17 protein-coding genes are annotated in these 18,841 nt (G+C 41.4%); 13 read left to right on the top strand and 4 right to left on the bottom strand.

The genetic code is table 11. From position 1 onward, the window contains the following. Positions 1-710: 710 nt before the first annotated feature. Positions 711-1,886, top strand: a complete 1,176-nt coding sequence (locus J7E77_RS17950; protein ID WP_214716166.1) for a ParM/StbA family protein — start codon at positions 711-713, stop codon at positions 1,884-1,886. A 13-nt stretch (positions 1,887-1,899) separates the two neighbouring features. Then, a complete protein-coding gene (locus J7E77_RS17945) occupies positions 1,900-2,505 on the top strand; it encodes a hypothetical protein (RefSeq protein ID WP_214716165.1) in 606 nt (201 codons plus the stop codon). Positions 2,506-2,569: 64 nt separating this feature from the next. On the opposite strand, the gene J7E77_RS17940 is transcribed toward J7E77_RS17945, so the two are convergent. Continuing rightward, a complete protein-coding gene (locus tag J7E77_RS17940) occupies positions 2,570-2,695 on the bottom strand; it encodes a DUF4023 domain-containing protein (protein ID WP_214716164.1) in 126 nt (41 codons plus the stop codon). A 162-nt stretch (positions 2,696-2,857) separates the two neighbouring features. On the opposite strand from J7E77_RS17940, the gene J7E77_RS17935 reads away from it, so the two are divergent. Then, positions 2,858-3,799, top strand: a complete 942-nt coding sequence (locus tag J7E77_RS17935; protein ID WP_214716163.1) for a phosphotransferase — start codon at positions 2,858-2,860, stop codon at positions 3,797-3,799. Between the two features lie 83 nt (positions 3,800-3,882). Here the strand turns inward: J7E77_RS17935 and pepT are convergent, their stop codons facing one another. Together pepT and J7E77_RS17925 are read right to left on the bottom strand one after the other, a co-directional pair. Beyond that, positions 3,883-5,115 carry a peptidase T gene (gene pepT, locus J7E77_RS17930; RefSeq protein WP_214716162.1) on the bottom strand — a complete coding sequence of 411 codons (1,233 nt, stop codon included), beginning with the start codon at positions 5,113-5,115 and terminating at the stop codon, positions 3,883-3,885. Between the two features lie 240 nt (positions 5,116-5,355). After that, the gene (locus tag J7E77_RS17925) at positions 5,356-6,288 is read right to left on the bottom strand and encodes a nuclease-related domain-containing protein (protein ID WP_251028104.1); all 933 of its coding nucleotides are present in this window, start codon (positions 6,286-6,288) and stop codon (positions 5,356-5,358) included. A gap of 220 nt (positions 6,289-6,508) precedes the next feature. Here J7E77_RS17925 and J7E77_RS17920 point away from each other — a divergent pair, with 220 nt between their 5' ends. From J7E77_RS17920 to J7E77_RS17905, 4 genes are read left to right on the top strand one after another with little or no spacing between them, the layout of a single operon-like run. Further along, entirely contained in the window at positions 6,509-7,132 is a 624-nt protein-coding gene (locus tag J7E77_RS17920; RefSeq protein ID WP_214716161.1) for a TetR/AcrR family transcriptional regulator, read from the top strand. Positions 7,133-7,144: 12 nt separating this feature from the next. Continuing rightward, entirely contained in the window at positions 7,145-8,029 is an 885-nt protein-coding gene (locus J7E77_RS17915) for an ABC transporter ATP-binding protein (protein ID WP_214716159.1), read from the top strand. Between the two features lie 4 nt (positions 8,030-8,033). Beyond that, complete coding sequence (locus tag J7E77_RS17910; protein ID WP_214716156.1) at positions 8,034-8,831, top strand: ABC transporter permease subunit; 798 nt, start codon at positions 8,034-8,036, stop codon at positions 8,829-8,831. A 23-nt stretch (positions 8,832-8,854) separates the two neighbouring features. Next, entirely contained in the window at positions 8,855-9,655 is an 801-nt protein-coding gene (locus tag J7E77_RS17905) for an ABC transporter permease subunit (RefSeq protein ID WP_214716153.1), read from the top strand. Between the two features lie 38 nt (positions 9,656-9,693). Here the strand turns inward: J7E77_RS17905 and J7E77_RS17900 are convergent, their stop codons facing one another. After that, positions 9,694-10,398 (bottom strand): hypothetical protein, encoded by a 705-nt coding sequence (locus tag J7E77_RS17900; RefSeq protein ID WP_214716151.1) that lies wholly within the window; start codon positions 10,396-10,398, stop codon positions 9,694-9,696. A 131-nt stretch (positions 10,399-10,529) separates the two neighbouring features. Between J7E77_RS17900 and J7E77_RS17895 the strand changes: the two genes are divergently transcribed. The 6 genes from J7E77_RS17895 (at position 10,530) to J7E77_RS17870 (ending at position 18,725) form a co-directional block, all read left to right on the top strand. Further along, the gene (locus J7E77_RS17895; RefSeq protein WP_214716149.1) at positions 10,530-11,270 is read left to right on the top strand and encodes a gluconate 2-dehydrogenase subunit 3 family protein; all 741 of its coding nucleotides are present in this window, start codon (positions 10,530-10,532) and stop codon (positions 11,268-11,270) included. 17 nt (positions 11,271-11,287) lie between these two features. Then, positions 11,288-13,003: a GMC family oxidoreductase gene (locus tag J7E77_RS17890; protein ID WP_214716147.1), complete on the top strand. Its 1,716-nt coding sequence runs from the start codon at positions 11,288-11,290 to the stop codon at positions 13,001-13,003. Between the two features lie 76 nt (positions 13,004-13,079). Continuing rightward, on the top strand, positions 13,080-13,430 hold the full coding sequence (locus J7E77_RS17885) for an ASCH domain-containing protein (RefSeq protein WP_214716145.1): 351 nt from the start codon (positions 13,080-13,082) through the stop codon (positions 13,428-13,430). 178 nt (positions 13,431-13,608) lie between these two features. Continuing rightward, positions 13,609-15,339, top strand: coding sequence for an ABC transporter ATP-binding protein (locus J7E77_RS17880; protein WP_214716143.1), 1,731 nt, complete (start codon positions 13,609-13,611; stop codon positions 15,337-15,339). 50 nt (positions 15,340-15,389) lie between these two features. Then, positions 15,390-17,204: an ABC transporter ATP-binding protein gene (locus J7E77_RS17875; protein WP_214716275.1), complete on the top strand. Its 1,815-nt coding sequence runs from the start codon at positions 15,390-15,392 to the stop codon at positions 17,202-17,204. Positions 17,205-17,519: 315 nt separating this feature from the next. Further along, entirely contained in the window at positions 17,520-18,725 is a 1,206-nt protein-coding gene (locus tag J7E77_RS17870) for an MFS transporter (protein WP_214716141.1), read from the top strand. The last annotated feature ends 116 nt before the right edge of the window (positions 18,726-18,841 follow it).

The following is an 18,841-nucleotide window of genomic DNA, read 5'->3' as shown; positions in this document are numbered from 1 at the left end:
CGATGATATAACATGAATAATAATCCTCAAGCTTTTGCCAGCAACATTCAGTGGGATTATCTCGACATAGATGAGGCTGTTGATTCAAATAGTTCCAATTTTTAGAGGAATACAAACTTAATAGTAAAAATGAAGTAGTGACGGGCTGGTAAAATTACAAGGAGAAATGGTAGTGCTTATATGTAGGAAAAGATATGGTTGCCAGTTCGATGTTTGAAGAGTTGGGGACCTGTGCCCTTCTTCCTCCCTCATGATAAATTAATAGTTAAAGCATACCTTAGAGGGTGTGCTTTTTTGCTGAGAAAAGTATTGATCAAAATAAGGTGGATCGGAAAGTGGGGCATTGGCAAGTATACAATTTTGAATACATGTTTACGTTATTTGGTTACTTGTGTACATTTTAGTATACATGTTTGCAGTTTATGTGTACTTGTTTACAATTTGTATACTTTGTGTTTACAGAAGCGTTTACGTGTATACAAAACTGTATACATTTTGGGATTGTGCGATGTTTACAAATTTGTTATCGTTGTATACAATAATGTTTACATCTTTCTGAAGTTTACATGTTGTTTACATTTTTACAGTTATATTTTTTTTACTTATAAATCATTGAAGAATCTATCAATCTTCTATACCCTTAAGAGGTAACTAGAATTACATAACTACTTTTAAAAAATAAATCTATTAAATGAAAAGGAATGAAGTTTATGACTAAATCCAGAGTTGCAGCTATAGATGTTGGGAATGACTCCATTAAGGCCATTTTCGGAGAACTAGACTATGAATTGAATATTCCTAACATTATTGCTAGGGATACAGAAGATCGACCTGTTATTGGGATTGAAGAACTTGATAATAAAAATCCATTGGATGGAATTCACATCAAAGTCCACTCCCCTGCTTTAAAAGAGAACAATGGAATTTATCGTATCGGTAATTTAGCTACTAAAAGTATTAATGCCACTGAACTAGACCCTGGCAGCAGCAAGTCAGAGGAAGATCAAACGTTAATTATGCTTTTTGCAACATTAGCTTTAGACGCAGTAAAGGAAAATAATTCACATGCTTTCCCACGAACAAAAAATGTGATTGATGCTAACTATACATTGGGAACAGGTCTTCCCCTTCGTGAAGTAAAAGAAGGCAAGGATGCTGGCTATCGCTCGAAATTAGTTGGTTCCGTTCATCAAGTTGAATTCCTTGTCACACCAAAGTACCAAGGATTGAAAGTAAATATTAAATTTGAAGAAGTAAAAGTATATCCTGAAGGATTCGCTGCATTTATTAACCTTGTTTTGGACAACAGCGGGAAAATAATCAACAAGGAACTTATAGATAAGCGGATCTTAATTCAAGATATCGGCGGATTATCAACTGATATTGCCGTCATCAAAAATCGTAATGTGGATGATGATAAAGCTCAAGGGTTTAATCTAGGGGTTTCAGAATCATTAGAAGCCATTCGTGAAGAGATTAGAACAAAGCATGGCGTGGAGCTCGATAGCCGCCGTGATGTGGTTGAAATTATCACTAAGAAAAGCGATCGTAATCATATTATGGTTAAAGGAAGCCGGACAAGCGTCCATGATATTACCGACCGAATCCTGCTTGATTTAGCTAAAAAACAATATCGTTTATTACGTAATGTTTGGCAGAGAAACTCGCAAACGGAAATTTGCTACTTTGTGGGTGGCGGAGCCAATGTCTTAAAGGAATATCTTAAAACGTTAAATAACAATTTAGACGGTTATAATATTGATTTCTTTGAAGATGAGAAAGAGAGTATTTGGATGATGGCCAATGCATATTATAAACTCATCAACGACTTTGTTCGTAAAGCAGAGAAACAAAAGCCAGTTAGAGTTGAACCTGTAAAAAGCTAAATAAGGTGATTATATGAAAAAAGCAGCCTCAAATGAGGTTCAGAGGGGTCAAGCAATATCCTTTCGTATCCCCTCTGATACACCTGACCATATCTTAAAGCATTTACAAAAGTTGAAGGATACAGAAAGAAGGAATTTTTCCAGTAAAATTGCCGAGTTTGTGATGCAAGGTGTGAGTAGTTCTGTTTCGAGGGAAAAGGAGACAATTACAATCCCCCTCCCCCAGAAGTTAACGAAAGCCCAGCGGAATTGGTTAAAGCATGAACATTCTGAAGCATTACTTGGAAGTATTCTCTTTCAGCTGATATCTGACCCGGTTCGCTCGACTTCTCTGCTTGCCTCATTGAATAGTCATTCGATCGATATCGATGAAGCTTTATACCTTCAGGAAGAAGTATTTCCCGAGGAACTTCAAAAAGATGAAAGTTATCTGCAGGTCGCTGTAGCTAAGGAGGTCCCGCCCTCCCCTATTGATTTAAGTGACATGGAAGATGACCTCAGTGAGTTTGATTGGGAAAGTGCAAAAGAAAAGCAGCCGTTAATTGAAGAAGAGGAAAACGAAGTCGAGCCGGATATTGACGACTTACTTGGCGGATTTCTTGCAAACATGAATAAGTAATTTAAAAGGGCCAGACCTCACACACCGCCTATGCGCGGCTGAGAGGTTTGGCCCTTTTTCGTAATTAATGCTGTTTATTAGGCATCCTTTGACTTTTTTGGCCTGTTGCTTGACGTTCTTTATTTTTCTTATCTTTTTCCTGTTTTTCATGAAGCTGTTCTACAAATTCGTGTGTACTTTTGTTATCCATTCTGCTTAACCTCCTTGAAAAATCGAACCAATGTTATTTTGACCAAACAGGTTGGAAATATTCTGTAATGCATTTCATTTGTTGTGAATAAGAATAAACATTATAGTCATAGTTGAAAATAAATAAATCTATGAAACTATTAATAGATGCGGTGGTGAGCCCATGGAACTGCTTAACAATATTGTCCGGGCCGATGGAAATTTAAATGAGGAGATCATCTTTAAAAAGGAAATCCTCTATAAGGGGATGAATGGGAGATTTGTGGAGAGATTTTACCTAACTCCATCAACTAGCTATATTTTTAAACCACTAACAAACGATGGCCAATTAGGTAAAGAGGTCTGGGTCCATGAACATATTCTCCCCATATTTCCAACGATTTATCCAAAAATTATCTCCTATTCCATAAGTGAACAGACTGATTTAAACTGGATGATTCTTGAGGATCTTGGCCCACTCTCCCACGAATTTAATGAAGAAAGTGTAATGGGTGTGATCAAATGGGTGGCGTGGTGGCATTCGCTCCCCATTGAGGAATTGGGAAATGTCCCGGTAACAGGATTGAAGCCAAAAATAGAGGAAATAGTATCAGATGTTTGTGATAAGAAGGATGAGTTTTATCGCTTATTGCCATCGTTAAAAATCGAGGAAAAGCTAATCGAGGCCATTTTTCCACAACTTAATCGCCTGGATTTTTTAGAGAAAAAGGTGTTAACCCATGGCGATTTACATACGGGGAATTTTGCAATCGTCGGCGATGAGTTGAAGATTTTGGACTGGGAGCATACCCATCTTAATTCACCGTACTGGGATTTGTACCATCTCATTGATATGTCACATCCCCTCTTCCCGAAAAAAATAACGAGTCCACTTCGGGATCGAATCTTGGAGTCCTATCTAAATCTGGTTAAGTTTGAGATCAATCGGGATTATTTTTTCAAAGAGTATTATTTATTTGCGACCGTGTTTTCGATGTGGATGATCCTGCTGATTCAGAAGGACCTAGTGGAGAACGGCGGGAAATGGTCTGTTGTGCAGTTGAATACCCAGCTTGAAGAAACCGTTTCTAGTCTTCAACAGTGCGCAGCAGCTCTTCTTTTATGAAAAAGCTAACCTTGGTTCATGCAAGGTTAGCTTTTTTGTGTAAATTAAGCATGGTTCATGTAAGGTTAGCTTTATTGTGTGATTTACGCTTTTTGTTCTGTCAATTTGATGATTTCAATGACGGTGTTGGTTGCTTTGATCATATTATCCACGGAGATAAACTCAAATTTGCCGTGGAAATTTTCGCCGCCTGTAAAGATATTTGGTGTTGGCAGTCCCATGTAAGAAAGCTGGGAGCCATCGGTGCCCCCGCGGATTGGTTTGACAATTGGCTTAATGTCCAAGTTCACCATCGCCTCATGGGCAATGTCGACAATTTCCATGACCGGCTTGATTTTTTCACCCATGTTGTAATATTGATCGTTCAGTTCGAGGTTGATGGTGTCTGTGCCATATTTGGCCTTGAGTCCATTGACGATGTTTTCGATCAACACTTTTCTCGACTTGAAAGTTTCCATGTCATGATCTCTGATAATATAGTGGAGTTTTGTTAGTTCAACATCTCCATTGAATGATAGCAGATGGAAGAAGCCTTCGTATCCTTCAGTATGTTCTGGTGCTTCCTGTGCTGGGAGTTGGCTATGTAATTCCATCGCAATTTTCATGGAGTTGACCATTTTGTCTTTTGCGGAACCGGGGTGAATATTGTTGCCTTTTATCGTGATTTTCGCCGCTGCCGCGTTGAAGCTCTCGTATTCTAACTCCCCTAGCGGACCGCCATCGACGGTATAAGCATGCTTCGCATGGAAGGACGCAACGTCAAACTTATGTGGACCTCTGCCAATTTCCTCATCTGGGGTGAACGCAACGCGGACCTTACCGTGCTTAATTTCCGGATGGTTAATCAGGTAAGCCATTGCTGTCATGATTTCAGTGATGCCAGCTTTGTTGTCCGCTCCAAGCAATGTGGTTCCGTCTGTTGTGATTAGGGTGTGGCCTTTATAGTCGGGTAGGCTTGGGAAATCCTTCGGAGACATCACAACTTTTAGCGCCTCGTTTAAGACGATTTCGTTGCCATCATAATTTTCGACGATCTGCGGGTTAACTCCTTTTCCGGTAAAGTCCGTGGCAGTGTCGACATGGGCCAGGAAGCCGATGGTGGGCACTTCTTTTTCTGTGTTTGACGGTAAGGTCGCCATCACGTAGGCGTTCTCGTCGATGGTAACTTCTTGCATCCCGATTGTTTGTAATTCCTCGACAAGCATGCGGGCTAATGTCCACTGCCCCTCTGTTGATGGAAAAGTTTCGTTGTTTTCATTGGATTGTGTGTCCACTTTTACATAGGAAGTAAATCTTTCAATGAGTTCGTTTTTCAATTGCACTACACTCCCCTTTTTGGATGAATTCATGATTATCATAACACTATGAGAGAGCGGTTACACGTTTTTCAAATTAGATCGAAGGCGCAAGTGAGCCAACTTGCGGATGGAGTGCTCCAACTTGCGGATGGGGTCCCAACTTGTGGATGGAGTGCTCCAACTTGCGGATGGGGTCCCAACTTGCGGATAGAGTGCTCTAACTTGCAGATAGGGTCCCCAAGCCCTTTTGAGTATCATTTACCTATTTTTACTAAAATCCATTTCATAGGAACGGTACCGAAATCCTCCTGTGTTCATCAGATTCATACCCTTCAATATACGATTGGCTGTGTAAATATCATCAACCCCCAAAAACTCCCGGCATTCCTTATTCGTGATGGTCCTATTACAAATCAAAAACCACTCTCGTAAAGTCCTAAGGTGGGCAAGATGATCATTCGCTCCACAATATGGGCAGCACCATGTCCGGGGAAGCTTCACCATGCCAAACCTGCCGCATGGCAAGCACCTCACCCCAGAGCGAAAATCCCCGAAAGGAATACCGTAGGCTGCGCATATCGGTTTTGGGATAAACGGTTGATGACTTTTTAGGAGTTCGGCAGACAGCCAATGAAAGGTTTCTTGGTCCAACTTATTTGCTTGTTGTGGGGTGCTTTTCATAAATGAGGGGATTAAGCTGGGGAACAAGATTTTAGTCTTTGCAGGAGGAACGGTAACCATTTGTTTCGGGTAAGCTAAAACGACTGCCCCGTAGATTGGGAGCAAGATGTTTCGATTCAGAAACCAATCACTAATTAACCCACGATTTCTTTCCAATTGGACAACAGGATTCTCAAAACCATCCTTGTGTCCATCCTCCCGTGTTCGGATTAATTGAGGAGGATTGTCCTTGAACTCCAGGCTTCCGCCAATATTTTTTACCTCTAAAACCACCCCACCCCAAGGAGTCAGCCCAAACGTATCCATTTGAAAATTTTCGGACCATGCGGGAGATAAGTCGTGGAAAATGTGGTGTTCAGCTGAAAATGGGGGCTTCCGGAAGACGTCAGCTACCCTTTCCTCCCCGCCAATACCCGCCTCAACGGATGCTCGTTTAGCTGCCAGTACTGGCTGGAGCGAATGGCCAGCTGATAACCGCTGCTGAGCTGCAAGCAAACCTTCTAACGTCAATGATCCATCTCTGTCTTTAATAATAATCTTCGATCACCTCCTTAAAATCTACCCGTCATCTTGCATCGTAGCACGTCCCCAAAGGTCATACTATAATTCAAACAACTATTTCATAATTTTGTAAAAAAATAGGGCTTGACCGCTATTGACCGAATGAGTCAACGGGAGTACAATGTGGTTGACTGATGTGGTCAATAGCTGAAAAAGGAGGGCCGCGACAATGTTTTCAAAATTTCTCAACTTAGATAAAGAAAAACAAGACCGAATCATAAATGCTGCCATAAAGGAATTTGCTGAGAAAGGATATGACCGAGCATCGACCAATGAAATCGTCAAAGAGGCGGGTATTTCAAAGGGATTGCTGTTTCATTATTTTCAGAACAAAAAGCAGTTGTTCTTATTTTTATTTGATTATTGTTACGAACTCATTACCGACGAATTTTACAAAAAAATTAATTTCCAAGAGACTGACTTTTTTAGGCGTATGCGGCATGCCATCATGATCAAAGCGGAAATGCTTGGGACGTATCCAGATATCTTTAAGTTTATCCAAGAGGTATTTTTGGAGGAATCTGCTGAAATAAAGGTTGAATTTGATAAAAAAAAATCAGAACTGACACATATCAATATGGAAAAAGCGTATGAGGGGATTGATTTTTCCAAATTTAGAGATGATGTCGATCTGACAAAAATCATAAAAATCATCAACTGGACGTTTGAAAAGATGAGTGATGAAGCGATTGAAAAAGCCAAGTTGTCGCCAACCCACGAGATTAATTATCAAGCGATCCAAGCCGAAGCAGAGGAGTATTTTGAGGTTTTGATTAAATGTTTCTACAAATAGGAGGCTGTCACGATGAATGTAATTGAAATAAACAATCTGACAAAGACGTATGGCAAGTCAAGGGGGATCACGGACATTAGCTTTCATGTCGAAGAAGGCGAGATTTTTGGTTTCATTGGGCCAAACGGCGCCGGTAAATCAACCACGATCCGGACCCTTTTGTCTCTCATTTACCCAACCAGCGGCAGCGCGACTATTTTTGGCAAAGATTGTGTTCAATTTGCACCTGAAATTAAAAAAGAAATCGGTTATTTGCCTTCTGAAGTTTTTTACTATGACAATATGAAAGTAAAGGACCTATTAAAATATTCAGCTAGTTTTTATAAAAAGGATTGCAGTAAGCGAATCAAGGAATTGGCGGAAATTATGGATTTGGATCTCAATAAAAAAATTAATGATCTCTCCCTGGGAAATAAAAAGAAGGTTGGCATTGTTCAGGGACTTCTCCATGAACCAAAGCTGATTATCCTTGACGAACCAACGAGCGGACTCGACCCGCTCATGCAGCAAAAATTCTTTGAACTCTTAGAGGAAGAGAACAAAAAAGGGGTGACGATCCTCTTTTCCTCTCACATCCTTAGCGAGGTTCAACGCTTATGTAACCGTGTTGCGATCATTAAAGAAGGTAAAATCGTCACGGTTGAAAAGATTAGTACCTTACAAGAAAACAACTATAAAAAGTTCAAAATTGAAACGAAAGCACCGCTCGATCCAAGCTGCTTCAACATCAGCGGCGTCAATAATTTAGAAGTTAAGGACACGACGACTAGCTTTTTATTTAGAGGAAACATCAATGCCATCTTGAAAAAGATTGCTGACATTGAACTTGTGAATCTGTGGATTGAAGAGCCAGACCTTGAGGAGATCTTTATGCATTACTACGAAAAGGAGGCCTAAGACTATGAATATCTTTTTTCATGAATTGAAGGCTTATCGGAAGTCGACGATTATTTGGTCTGTATCGTTAGTGTTGATCATCGCTCTATTTATGTCCTTCTATCCTGCCTTTGCTAAGGATGCAGAAGATTTCCAAAAAATCATGGAGGGTTATCCGGAAGCTATCAGGAATGCGATCGGGTTTAACCTTGGGAATTTCTTTACCATTCTAGGTTTCTATTGCTTCCCGTTGTCATTCATTACGTTATGTGGGGCAATTCAGGGGATGAATCTTGGCACGAGCATTGTCAGTAAGGAAGTCCGCGAAAAGACAGCCGATTTTTTATTAACGAAGCCTGTTACCCGGACGACTGTTCTAACAGCGAAACTGATGGCAGCCTTTGTCTCGATCATCATTACTAATATTATCTACCTAGCTGTAACCATCATCCTGGCATTTCAAGTCAAGACAGATGACTTTAGCCTGAAGGTACTTATTATGCTTTCACTCACGATGTTTTTTATCCAGCTGATTTTCCTAGCCTTAGGGGTGATTATGTCGGTGATTGTCCCTAAGATTAAGTCGGTATTGACCGTCTCCCTTACAACCGTCTTTGCGTTCTATTTTCTGGGGATGTTTAGCATCACAACAGGTGAGGAAGCAAAACGCTATATTTCGCCGTTTAAGTATTTTGACACCGCCTATATCATCAAACATGAAAGCTATGAACCATCCTTTTTAGTGGCTGGCGCCGTTATTATCATTCTGGCCATCGCGGCGAGTTATTTTGTTTATCTCAAAAAGGATATCCACGCTGTATAGCTGCGAAATGGAGGGGTTTGGTTATGAATATATTTTTAAAAGAACTGAAATCTTATCGAAAGTCGCTGATATTTTGGAGCATTGGTGTCTTCCTCATGGTGGCATCAGGCATGGCTAAATATGAGGCCTATTCCTCATCGGGCCAATCGATCAATGATCTGATTGCAGATCTGCCTAAATCGATGAAGGCAGTCATGGGTTTCGGTGTCGTCGATTTATCGAAGATTAGCGGTTATTATTCCTTGCTGTATATTTATTTATTATTAATGGCGACGATCCATGCAGCAATGCTCGGAGCTTCAATTATTGCCAAAGAAGAACGGGACAAAACAGCGGAGTTTCTCTTTGTCAAACCAGTTTCCAGAAATACCATTATTAGCGCAAAATTATTGGCTGCCTTCACGAATATTGCCATCTTCAATCTTGTCACCTGGGGTTCGTTGATTATTTTGGTAGGGAAATACAACCGTACAGGTGAAGCGGTTAATGGTGATATCGCCCTTACCATGGCAGGCATGTTTATTTTACAGGTCTTGTTTCTGGTCATCGGGAGCGCGCTTGCGGCTGTAAAAAAGAAACCTAAAACGGCTCCATCTCTAGCAACTGGTATCCTTCTACTTACGTACATGTTATCGATTGCGATTGATTTGAATGAGAACATTGAAGGCATGAAATACTTCACCCCCTTTAAATATTTTGATGCAAAAAATGTGATGTTTGGCGGTGGACTCGAGGCGATTTTCATCGTCATATCCGCGATATTAATTGCTGTCCTGCTATTGGTAACTTTCAGCTTTTATAAAAAGAAAGATTTAAATGCATAATGAGAGGCCTGACTTTTGTCAGGCCTTTCCTTTTGAGACTATTTTTCCCGCGTCATTTTAACAAGGGTATTGATATCGCTTGAAAGCTTGCTATAGGAAGGAGTATCTAACTTAATATTTGCCTTTATTCCATCAATGAGCGGCAATGCTTTTGGGTTTGTAATTGTTAAAATTTGAACATGGCCATTAAAGGCTTTATCCATCAATTCTTTGGCTCGATCTAAATTGTCATCGTTATTCAACTTCGAAGGGTCAACCCCATCGAGATTACCGGTTCCAGATTCTCCAGCGGTGTTTTTTAACACCTTGCTTTGTAATTCATCATAGCGAGTCGAGGTCACTTCCGGTTGTGCTCTTGCCAGAATAATGGTGTCATCTAAGACAAATACCTTAATACCTGGAATCCCCTCACCAGATAATCGGGATTCCAAATGGGAGGAAATCCCGCCGTCATGGAGGCTGGAACTGCCAATCAAGCTATAGACATTCGTTCCAACCCCTCCTGTTGTTTGACCATTTTTGTTTGTGGTTTCTTTCTTAGTTCTGTCCACACTTGGAATGACATTTGGACTATTCTGATGTTCATGGACATTCCCATTTTTATTAACAGCCGGATCATGATAGTCAAGATTTTCTGCAGCCCCGACCTCATTTCCGTTCACTCCGTTTTGGGCTGAACATCCCGACAACAATAATAAGGCAGCAAACGGTAACCCCCAGATTTTCCATTTTTGTTTAAACATAAAAAATAGCCTCCTTTTTTAAAATGTATTTTCCCCATGAATTTTCTAATTATGAATGGAATATTTCGGAACATATTGAGAAAAGTATTTATTAAAAGAGAATAATGTCGAAAATACTGGAGGTATAAAAGATGGCTGAAGAAAACAAGGAAAATCCAGAATCGTTATCTAGAAGGAAATTCATTCGTAATACCGGTTTCACCGTGGGTGGTCTAGCTGTTGGTGGTGTCTTGGGCAGTCTACTCCCTTTAAATCGTAAAAAAGAGGAAAAAGTAACACAGACAAAAGCAGAAAACTTTAATCAGGCGTTGATGTATTTTACACCTGAACAATTCCAATTGACCGAAGCAGCAACAGAACGGATTTTTCCAGAGGATGACCATGGACCGGGAGCAAAGGCGCTTGGCGTGGCCTTTTTTATAGACCATCAGTTGGCAGGTGATTGGGGCTTTAATGCAAGGGAATATATGCAGGCACCCTTTTTCAAAGGTGAAAAGGTTCAAGGCTACCAGGGACGGTTAAGGCGCAGAGATATTTTTGATATTGGGCTGAGGGAACTTCAAAATCACAGTATGACCGTCTATAAGAAAAACTTCACTGAGTTAAAAGAAGAAGAACAGGATGCTATTCTGAAAGATTTTGAGGAGGATAAAGTAAACTTAACAACAATTTCTCCGAGTGGATTTTTTCAAATGCTTAGGGGCGCCACACTAGAAGGCGCTTATAGTGATCCATTATACGGTGGAAATAAAAATATGGACGGCTGGAAAATGAAGAAATATCCTGGCAGTCAAATGGCATATACAGACATTATTGACAAGGATTTTAAGGAAGTTAAACCGCAAAGTCTAAAATCCCATATGAATCACTAAGAAAGTAGGTGGAAACGATGGTGAGGAAATTACCAAAGGTAGATGTAGTTATTATTGGCGTGGGGTGGGCAGGCGGAATCATTGCGTCTGAACTGACCAAAAAAGGACTGAAAGTGGTCGGTTTGGAAAGAGGTAAGGAAAGAAGAACGGAAGATTACTTTATGGTCCATGATGAACTACGGTATGCATTGCGCTATGGAATGATGCAAGATCTGTCTAAAGAAACGATTACTTTCCGAGGAAATGAAAAAATCCGCGCCCTTCCGATGCGACAATATGGCTCGTTTCTGCTTGGAGATGGATTAGGGGGTTCAGGTGTCCATTGGAACGGGCAGACCTTTCGTTTTTTGCCGTATGATTTTGAAATCTATAGTAAGACGGTTGAGAGGTATGGCAAAAATAAAATTCCTGCAGGAATGACGATTCAAGATTGGGGAATTACCTATGATCAAATCGAGCCCTATTATGATAAATTTGAAAAACTTACTGGTATTTCAGGGGAGGAAAATCCGCTTGCTGGAAAACGATCAAGTAAGTATCCAACTCCACCGATGAAAAAGTCGCCTCCATTGCAAATGTTTGAGGAGGCTGCGAAAAAATTGAAACTCCATCCCTATATGATGCCGTCTGCTAACCTTTCTGAATCCTATACAAATCCAGATGGAATTGCAAGATCAGCCTGTCAATATTGCGGATACTGTGAGCGCTTTGGCTGTGAATATGGAGCAAAGGCCGATCCGGTCGTAACCGTTATTCCTGTCGCGAACAAAACGGGGAATTTTGAAATTAGAACCCATTCCAATGTTAGAAGAATTTTAAAAACAGGGAATAAGGTCACCGGCGTTATGTACACAGATGTGACCACAGGCGAGGAAATTGAACAGCCAGCTGATATTGTCGTCTTAACAAGCTATGTATTCAATAATATTCGCCTGTTATTAATGTCGAATGTGGGCAATCCTTACGATCCAGGCACAGGAAAAGGCGTGATTGGAAAAAATTATGCCTATCAAGTAATCAAAGGGAATGCCATTGGCTTTTTTGATGATAAAGAATTTAATACGTTTGCAGGGGCCGGTTCGCTCGGAATGGTATTGGATGATTATAATGGTGATAATTTTGATCACTCCAAGGTTGGCTTTATTCATGGCGGGATGGTTTCTCTCAGTCAAACAGGTTTAAGACCGATTCAAAATAACCCAGTTCCTGGAGGCAAGCCTACATGGGGGAAAGAGTTCAAGGAAAAGTCAGTCAAATATGCCAACCGCTATCTATCAGTAGGTGCCCAAGGTTCTTCGATGCCTTTTAAACATCACTATCTAGACCTTGATCCAAGTTATAAAGATGCTTATGGGGACCCTTTAATACGGATTACGTTTGATTTCGAAAATCAAGATCGGCAGCTGGCCAAGTTCCTTGCCTCCAAATGTGAAGGGATTCTTAAAGAAATGGGAGCAGACCATATCGATGCGATGAAAGATTTAGGTCCATATGATATCACCACCTATCAATCCACCCACAACACGGGCGGTGTGATTATGGGGAATGATCCGACGACCTCGGCCGTCAATAATTATTTGCAAATGTGGGACGTCGATAATTTGTTCGTGGTGGGAGCATCCGCATTTCCGCATAACTCTGGCTATAATCCGACAGATACCGTTGGTGCCTTAGCCTACCGTGCGGCTGAAGGAATTATTAAATACCATGATAAAGGCGGACAGGTTGTTTAATTCTCCTTGAAAATGGATTTAATGATAACGATAGTGATAATATAGGTAAATGAATTAGAAATAGGAGGAGAAGCGAATGACAACACAAAATGAAAACAATACCTTGCCGCCAAAGACTTGTTCTGTGGAACGCTTAGTCACACTTGAAGGAGATGTAAAGAAGGTACTTTCAGGTGAAAAAACAGCGACGCGCCGGAATGGCCGCTATGCGGATCCTGGAGAAATCATGACATTGGAAGGCCGTGACTTTGTGGTAGACCGTGTCTATTCCCAGTCATTAGGTGAATTAACGGATGAAGATGCACGCCGTGAGGGCTTCGAAAATGTGGAAGCCTATAAACAATCGATTCTAAGTATTCATCCTGGAATGCCATGGTTGCCGCAAATGCGCGTGTGGGTTCATGAGTTTAGCCCGGTTCAAAAATAGTCTATAAATGCTCGAGGCCCATTTCAAAAGTGGGCCCTTTTTTTATGGAATAATCGATGCTAATCCCAAAAAAGCCTTCGAAATAACCCTTTACGTTTGCAGGTCAATTAGTTGGTTAATCGAAGTAAAAAAATTATAATATTCCTAGAGAGGATTTCCGAGAGGCTGGGGTGAGCGAATGAAGTTTTTATCAAAATACATAAAGAAGTACTGGAAATCTTTTAGCATAGCGGTTTTATTCCTTACCATTGAGGCGATTAGTGATTTGATGCAGCCAACCATAATGGCGAAAATTATTGATGAAGGTGTGGCCAACAAGGATATAGGTTATGTTTTGAAAATGGGCGGATTGATGCTGCTGATTACGGCCTGTGGAGCAATCGCTGCTTCCACCAGAAGTGTAGTCGCTAGTATTGTTTCACAAAACTTCGGGACGGAGTTAAGGTCGGACTTATTCAAAAAAATTCAAACACTTTCGTTTAAAAACATCGATAAATTTGACCGCGCCTCCCTTGTTACCAGATTGACGAATGATGTGACCCAAGTTCAGGTGTTTGTTAATGGATTGATGCGGGTTTTTGTCAAAGCCCCGTTGCTAGCCATTGGCGGTTTGATTATGGCCACACGGTTAAACCTGCAGCTTTCCGTGGTCCTGGCGGTTGTGGTTCCAATTGTTGCGCTATTAATCATCTTTAATATGAGATTGGGCTTTCCCCTCTTTTCCCGTGTTCAAAATGGATTGGACCGGGTGAATAGTGTCATGCGGGAGTACCTATCCGGGGTCCGAGTTGTGAAAGCGTTTAATCGCTTTGATGTCGAGGTTGGTAAGTTTACGAAGGTAAATGACCAATATAAAAATCAAGCCATTTCAGCAAATCGACTGATGTCCTCTTTCAGTCCAGCCATTATGCTCACCGTTAATCTTGGGATTGTTGTTGTCCTTTGGATCGGCGGCAATGGTGTGAATACGGGCGGTATTCAGGTCGGCCATATTATTGCCTTTATCAACTATATGACGCAAATACTATTTTCATTGATGATGATCTCGATGGTTTTTACGATGTTTGTCAGAGCAAAGGCCTCGGCAGGGAGAATCGATGAGGTATTTTCTCAAGCGGATAACGTTTCTTGGAATGAGGAACTTAGGTTAAATTCTATTGAAAAAGGCCGAATCGACTTTGAAAATGTTTCTTTTTCCTATGAACAAGCAACAGGCGAGCCAATCTTAAAAAATATTAATCTTACCATCCTGCCTGGAGAGACAGTAGGAATCGTCGGCTCAACAGGATCAGGGAAAAGCACGCTTGTCGGACTCATCCCCCGTTTCTACGATACGGTGGGCGGTACGATTAAAGTAGACGGTGTTGATAGTAAACAGGTCAGTCCGAAGAAATTACGTGAGAAAATTGCGATCGTGCCCCAGAAGAATATTTTGTTTACGGGGAGTGTCGCGGAAAATATTCGCTGGGGTAATGAAGAGGCAACCGATGCAGAAGTGGTTACGGCCGCGACAATGGCCGGGGCACATGATTTTATTGAGAGGTCACCGGAAGCCTACCAAACAAGGATTGGCCAAGGGGGCGTCAATTTTTCCGGCGGACAAAAGCAACGGATTTCCATTGCTAGAGCCTTAGTAAAGAAACCAGAAATTTTGATATTAGATGATAGTACAAGTGCCGTTGACGTCGCAACCGAGGCGAAAATCAAGGAGGCCTTGAAGAAATATGCTAAAGGGCTTACCTGTTTATTGATTGCCCAGCGGATCACCTCGATTATCGATGCCGATAAAATCGTCGTCCTCGACCGCGGCGAAGTTGTTGGGGTTGGTACACATCAGGGACTATTGAAGGATTGCCGTGTTTATCAGGAAATCTACCAATCTCAAGTCGGCAAGGAGGTGCATCCGTAGTGTCAAAGGGAAACGTACAGACTGGGAATACTCCCCCTGCCCCGCCGCCGATGAGACCAGGCGGTTTTGGCGGAGCCCAACGCCGTGGGCCTGTTGTCAAGCCTAAGAACTTTAAAGGGACATTGCAAAGACTTTGGCAATATTTCGGCAAAGAACGAAAAATGCTCACGGTTATTTTTATTTTTATTGTAATGGACGCAGCCCTGATGCTGCTTGCCCCCTTACTGATTGGAAAAGCGATAGATGCGATGCGAATGAATGGTGGAAAAGTAGATTTTGGATTTCTTGAGATGATGATCTGGATCTTGGTCGCAGCGTATCTGACTGACAGCCTGTTAACCTTTTTACAAGGATGGCTGATGGCCGGCGTTTCCCAGCGAATTGTCAAAAGCTTAAGGGATGCCCTTTTTAAAAAATTACAAAAGCTGCCCGTATCCTTTTTTGATTCTCGTTCACACGGTGAGTTAATGAGCAGGCTATCAAACGATGTCGATAATATTAGTAATACAATCTCGCAATCAACGACGCAATTAATGTCCGGGGTGGTCATCATTACCGGGTCATTAATGATGATGTTACTATTGAGCCCTATCTTGACATTAGCAAGCTTAATAACCGTACCGCTTGTCTTTTTACTCACAAAAACGATTGCCAAACGGACGAGTGTCCTGTTTAAAAACCAGCAAGTGGAGCTGGGAATATTAAATGGCCATATTGAGGAAACAATCTCTGGAATTGAAATTGTCAAAGCCTTTAATCACGAGGAAAAGGTCATCGAAGAATTTGAAGTGGTCAATACGAGGCTGCGTGAGGTCGGCCTCAAGGCGCAAATTTGGTCCGGATTTTTGATGCCGATCATGAACGTCATTAATAACCTTGGCTTTGCAGTGGTCGCGGTGGTTGGAGGAATCCTTGCGGTCAAAAGCATCATCACGATTGGGGCAATTGCCAGCTTCATCACCTACTCCAGGCAATTTGTCAGGCCGCTTAATGACCTGGCGAATATTTTCAATATTCTTCAGTCTGGCGTTGCTGGGGCCGAACGTGTCTTTGAAATCATCGATGAACAAGAGGAGCCAGAAGATCTGCCAGAGGCAATCGCCTTAGAAAACCCAAAAGGACATGTCATATTTGAGAATGTAAGTTTTGGTTACCGTCCGGAAGTGCCGATTCTAAAAAATGTCAGCTTTGAAGCGGATATCGGCAGCAGTACGGCCTTCGTCGGACCAACCGGCGCTGGAAAAACGACGATTGTAAATCTCCTGACAAGATTTTATGACGTGACAGACGGAAGAATTCTCCTTGATGGCCATGATATTCGGGAATACACAAGGGACAGCTTAAGAAGATGCTTTGGATTTGTCCTCCAGGATACCTATTTATTCTCAGGGACGATCAAGGAAAATATTAAGTATGGAAATACGAAGGCAACGGACAATGAGGTGGAACGCGCGGCGAAGATGGCCAATGCCGATAGTTTTATCAAACGGCTTCCTAACCAATATGAAACGGTCTTGTCTGAAAATGGCGGCAATCTAAGCCAAGGACAGCGGCAGCTGCTGGCGATTGCGAGAGTCATTTTAGCTAAGCCCGCCCTGCTGATCCTAGATGAAGCGACGAGCAGCATTGACACCAGGACTGAGCTCCATATTCAAGAAGCCCTGCTCACATTGATGGAGAACCGAACCAGCTTTATCATTGCCCACCGCCTCAATACAATTCGCGATGCTGACACCATCATGGTCATTGACCATGGGGAAATTATCGAGACTGGAAACCACGATACATTAATGAGGCAGCAAGGCAAATATTACAATATGTTTTTTAATCAGTTCAAAAATGTGGAAACGGGTTTGGATGGCTAGGTATTGAAGGAGAGACTGGGGAGGTTCAGTCTCTTCTTTTAGTCAATACATATGGTTGATGGGCGTTCATTCATTTACCGAGGGAGCGCCTTTTTATGCTTTAGGGTAAATGGAAACTTGCTATAACGTTATCTAACGACCTCAATGTACTCTTCTAGCAAAGGACGCCCCCCTCTACCAAAATAAAGTAAATTATTAATGACAACTGTAAAGACACCTGCTAGAATACTTATGGTTAATCGATTATTCTCATACCTAAAGTAAAGAAAATTAGGGAATAATGTAAAAAAATAGCTACAACTTAGGGGGATCCACATGAAAAACAAAAAGGAAATTTCAGGCCGAAGATTGCTTGGCATTGCCGGGATGGGCTGGATGTTTGATGCCATGGATGTCGGCATGCTTTCTTTTATCATTGCAGCCTTAAAAGTAGAATGGGAGCTGACTCCTGGGCAGATGGGTTGGATTGGAAGTGTCAATTCCATTGGGATGGCCGTTGGTGCACTTATTTTTGGCTTAATGGCAGATAAAGTTGGACGCAAAAATGTATTTATCATCACGTTATTATTATTTTCCATTGGGAGCGGGCTTTCCGCAATGACCACCACATTAACCGCCTTTTTAGTGTTTAGATTCTTCATCGGCGCTGGTTTAGGAGGAGAGCTTCCTGTTGCCTCCACACTCGTATCAGAAAGTGTCCCCGCCGAAAAGCGCGGCAGGATTGTGGTTCTGCTTGAGAGCTTTTGGGCAGGAGGCTGGCTAGTTGCTGCAGTTATCTCTTATTTCATTATTCCAAAGTTTGGCTGGCAAGTGGCATTACTTATTAGTGCCATTCCAGCTTTATATGCATTATACCTACGCATGGGGCTGCCGGATTCACCCCGTTTTACGGCAGTAAAGGACAAGGAAAAAATTTCAGTCTTCCAAAGCATGAGGAATTTATTTTCAAAGGATTACAGGCGCCAAACAACGATGCTTTGGATCTTATGGTTTTGTGTAGTTTTCTCCTATTATGGAATGTTTTTATGGCTTCCAAGTGTAATGATTATGAAAGGATTCAGCTTAATTAAAAGCTTTGAATATGTGCTAATTATGACGTTAGCGCAGCTCCCCGGTTATTTTACAGCTGCCTGGTTTATTGAAAAATTCGGCCGTAAGTTCGTTTTAGTTGTCTATTTAATTGGTACAGCAGTGAGTGCCTATTTCTTTGGGGCAGCAGAATCGACTGCTCTGTTGATGACTTCAGGAATTCTATTATCATTTTTTAACCTAGGTGCTTGGGGAGGTCTTTACGCTTATACCCCTGAACAATATCCAACCATCATGCGTGGTACAGGCTCTGGTATGGCAGCAGCGATTGGAAGAGTTGGCGGCGTGTTAGGACCCTTATTAGTCGGTAATCTTGTCGCACAGCAAGTATCGATTTCAACCATCTTTATGATCTTCTGTATTTCTGTCTTAATTGGAGCAATCGCCGTTTTCGTATTGGGAAAAGAAACAAAAAATACAGAACTAGCATAATAAATAGTCTAAAGAGATTCTTTATAGCGGAGTCTCTTTTTTTATATATAGAACATTGAATCATATTTAACCAAAATATTTTTAAAAAAAAATTTATTTTCCCTTTTCATATAAAT

It is taken from the genome of Bacillus sp. ISL-77 (assembly GCF_018613105.1).
Note: the sequence above shows the minus strand (reverse complement) of the source record. Positions and strands in the feature narration are given on the sequence as shown.

Coding starts and splice junctions, on each gene's coding strand:
- J7E77_RS17950 (WP_214716166.1), top strand. CDS start 711: ATGACTAAATCCAGAGTTGCAGCTATAGATGTTGGGAATGACTCCATT.
- J7E77_RS17945 (WP_214716165.1), top strand. CDS start 1,900: ATGAAAAAAGCAGCCTCAAATGAGGTTCAGAGGGGTCAAGCAATATCC.
- J7E77_RS17940 (WP_214716164.1), bottom strand. CDS start 2,695: ATGGATAACAAAAGTACACACGAATTTGTAGAACAGCTTCATGAAAAA.
- J7E77_RS17935 (WP_214716163.1), top strand. CDS start 2,858: ATGGAACTGCTTAACAATATTGTCCGGGCCGATGGAAATTTAAATGAG.
- J7E77_RS17920 (WP_214716161.1), top strand. CDS start 6,509: ATGTTTTCAAAATTTCTCAACTTAGATAAAGAAAAACAAGACCGAATC.
- J7E77_RS17915 (WP_214716159.1), top strand. CDS start 7,145: ATGAATGTAATTGAAATAAACAATCTGACAAAGACGTATGGCAAGTCA.
- J7E77_RS17910 (WP_214716156.1), top strand. CDS start 8,034: ATGAATATCTTTTTTCATGAATTGAAGGCTTATCGGAAGTCGACGATT.
- J7E77_RS17905 (WP_214716153.1), top strand. CDS start 8,855: ATGAATATATTTTTAAAAGAACTGAAATCTTATCGAAAGTCGCTGATA.
- J7E77_RS17900 (WP_214716151.1), bottom strand. CDS start 10,398: ATGTTTAAACAAAAATGGAAAATCTGGGGGTTACCGTTTGCTGCCTTA.
- J7E77_RS17895 (WP_214716149.1), top strand. CDS start 10,530: ATGGCTGAAGAAAACAAGGAAAATCCAGAATCGTTATCTAGAAGGAAA.
- J7E77_RS17890 (WP_214716147.1), top strand. CDS start 11,288: ATGGTGAGGAAATTACCAAAGGTAGATGTAGTTATTATTGGCGTGGGG.
- J7E77_RS17885 (WP_214716145.1), top strand. CDS start 13,080: ATGACAACACAAAATGAAAACAATACCTTGCCGCCAAAGACTTGTTCT.
- J7E77_RS17880 (WP_214716143.1), top strand. CDS start 13,609: ATGAAGTTTTTATCAAAATACATAAAGAAGTACTGGAAATCTTTTAGC.
- J7E77_RS17875 (WP_214716275.1), top strand. CDS start 15,390: ATGAGACCAGGCGGTTTTGGCGGAGCCCAACGCCGTGGGCCTGTTGTC.
- J7E77_RS17870 (WP_214716141.1), top strand. CDS start 17,520: ATGAAAAACAAAAAGGAAATTTCAGGCCGAAGATTGCTTGGCATTGCC.